The 2,818-nt window shown below is 69.6% G+C and carries 2 protein-coding genes; one reads left to right on the top strand and one right to left on the bottom strand.

The window, feature by feature from the left end; genetic code table 11:
- Positions 1–1,652: catalase/peroxidase HPI (gene katG / locus EIO58_RS15590; protein ID WP_127820277.1), on the top strand; the 1,652-nt coding region annotated here is incomplete at its 5' end.
- Positions 1,653–1,720: 68 nt separating this feature from the next.
- On the opposite strand, the gene aqpZ is transcribed toward katG, so the two are convergent.
- Positions 1,721–2,509 carry an aquaporin Z gene (gene aqpZ, locus EIO58_RS15595; RefSeq protein WP_127820278.1) on the bottom strand — a complete coding sequence of 263 codons (789 nt, stop codon included), beginning with the start codon at positions 2,507–2,509 and terminating at the stop codon, positions 1,721–1,723.
- Positions 2,510–2,818: the final 309 nt, after the last annotated feature.

The raw sequence follows: 2,818 nt of genomic DNA on the forward strand, positions 1-2,818 counted from the left end.
AGCCCGACGCCGACGTCTACTGGGGTCCCGAGACCACGTGGCTCGCCGACGAGCGCTACTCGGGCGACCGTGAGCTGGAGAAGCCGCTGGCCGCGGTGCAGATGGGCCTCATCTACGTCAACCCCGAGGGCCCGAACGGCGACCCCGACCCGCTGGCCTCTGCGCGCGACATCCGCGAGACGTTCGGACGCATGGCGATGGACGACGAAGAGACGGTCGCTCTCATCGCGGGCGGCCACACGTTCGGCAAGACGCACGGTGCCGCCCCCGACACGAACGTCGAGGACAACCCCGAAGCGGCCGGCCTCGAGATGCAGGGTCTCGGCTGGAAGAACAACCATGCCTCCGGTACGGGCGACGACACGATCACGTCGGGCCTCGAGGTCACGTGGACCTATCACCCGACCCGCTGGGACAACGAGTTCTTCCACATCCTGTACGCGTACGAGTGGGAGCTCATGCGCAGCCCGGGTGGCGGTCACCAGTGGCGTCCGATCAACGGCGGCGGAGCCGACATGGTGCCGCTGGCGCACTCCGACGGCCGCCGCGAACCCCGCATGCTCACGAGCGACCTGGCGCTTCGGACGGACCCCGACTTCGACAGGATCTCGCGCCGCTTCAAGGACGACCCCGACGCGTTCGCGGATGCCTTCGCGCGCGCGTGGTTCAAGCTGACCCACCGCGACATGGGCCCCATCGAGCGGTACCTCGGCCCCGAGGTCCCCGTCGAGGAGCTGCTCTGGCAGGACCGGGTCCCCGCCGTCGATCACGAGCTGATCGACGCCGACGACGCGGCGGCACTCAAGGCGCAGATCCTCGCCTCCGGCCTCTCGGTCTCGGAGCTCGTGGAGACCACGTGGGCGGCGGCATCGTCGTTCCGCGGCAGCGACAAGCGCGGTGGCGTGAACGGCGCCCGCATCCGCCTCGCCCCGCAGAAGGACTGGGCGGTCAACAAGCCCGCGCAGCTGGCGTCCGTGCTCGGCAAGCTCGAGCAGGTCCAGGCGTCCTTCAACGAAGGTCGCACCGACGGCAAGAAGGTGTCGATCGCCGACCTCATCGTGCTCGCGGGCAACGCGGCGGTCGAGAGGGCCGCGAAGGACGCGGGTGTCGAGGTCGAGGTCGTGTTCCACCCCGGTCGCACCGACGCAACGCAGGAGCAGACCGACGTGCAGTCGTTCGCGTTCCTGGAGCCGATCACCGACGGGTTCCGCAACTACTACGGACCCAACGCCTTCATGCCCGAGGAGCACCACCTCATCGACCGCGCGAACCTGCTCTCGCTCAGCGCGCCCGAGATGACGGTGTTGATCGGCGGACTGCGGGTGCTCGGCACGAACTGGGACGACTCCGACTACGGCGTGTTCACCGACCGCAAGGGCGTGCTCACGAACGACTTCTTCGTGAACCTCCTCGATCTCGGCACGACGTGGAAGCCGCTCGACCCGGGCTCGCACGCGTTCTCGGGCACGAAGGACGCCACGGGCGAACCGGTGGGAATCGGCACGCGTGTCGACCTGCTGTTCGCGTCGAACTCGGAGCTGCGCGCCGTCGCCGAGGTGTACGCCTCGGATGACGCGAACGAGAAGTTCGTGCGCGACTTCGTCAAGGCGTGGGGCAAGGTCACCGAGCTCGACCGGTTCGACCTGGTCTGAGTCGCCGCGATCGACGAAGAGGCCCGTCCCCCTCCGGGGGCGGGCCTCTTCACGTGATCCGCGGCGCGCTATTTCACGCGCGCCTCTGCGCGGACGGGGGGCAGTGTGCCCTTCGGCTCGAACAGGGCGCGGTGCAGCAGGCCTGCGATGATGCCGCCCACGATGGGGAACACGATGAACACCCAGAGCTGGGCCAGCGGCCCGACACCGCCGTAGATCGCCGCGGCGATCGAGCGCGCAGGGTTGACCGAGGTGTTGTCGATCGGGATCGAGATGAGGTGGATGAGCGTCAGCGTGAGGCCGATCGCGAGCGGAGCGAGGGCCGCCGTCCCGCGCGTCGCGTTCGTGACGCCGAGGATGATCAGCACGAAGACAGCGGTGAGCAGGATCTCGGCGATGATCGCGGCGCCGAGGCCGAACCCGCCGGGAGAGAGCTCGCCGAAGCCGTTCGACGCGAAGCCGCCGTCCTGCGCGGTCGCGAGCCAGTCGCCGGGTCCGAAGAGGCCGATCAGCACGATGAGCGTCGTGCCGAGCGCACCGCCGATGATCTGGGCGATGATGTAGCCGATCGTCTTGCGCCATTCGAACCGGCCGGCAGCGGCGAGGCCGAGCGTGATGGCGGGGTTGAAGTGGCCGCCCGAGATCGGGCCCCACGCGTAGGCGCCGGCGACGACGGTCAGACCGAAGGCGAGCGCCACGCCGACGAAGCCGATGCCGAGGGGGTTGCCTTCCGATCCGGCGGGGAAGTTGGCGGCGAACAGCGCGGCGCCGACGCCGCCGAAGACGAGCAGAAACGTTCCGAGAGCCTCCGCGACCAGCCGGTTCACGGTGGTCGGCTCGATGGTGGTATCCGACATGGCGGACTCCTTTCCTCGTCGCGAGAGTATCGGCATGCACAGGCGATTCCCAGGAAGCGGGCGCGGAGTGTCCGCGTATGACGCCTGTGCGTGCGAAGGTTTCGCCGGGTGTTCAGGCGATCGTCGTCGACTGGTCGGCGGCGGGCGGATGCCGCGGCATCCGGCAGCGTCAGAGGCGTCCGGCGGCCTTGAGGGCGAGGTAGCGATCGGCGACGCGGGGCGGGAGGTTCTCCGGGGAGTCGGCGATCGCCTCGGCGCCCGCGCGGCCGACGGCCGCCGCGACGATCTCGGCGTCGCGCTCGGCTCGCG

The organism is Microbacterium sp. CPCC 204701, from assembly GCF_004010105.1.
Classification (GTDB): domain Bacteria; phylum Actinomycetota; class Actinomycetes; order Actinomycetales; family Microbacteriaceae; genus Microbacterium.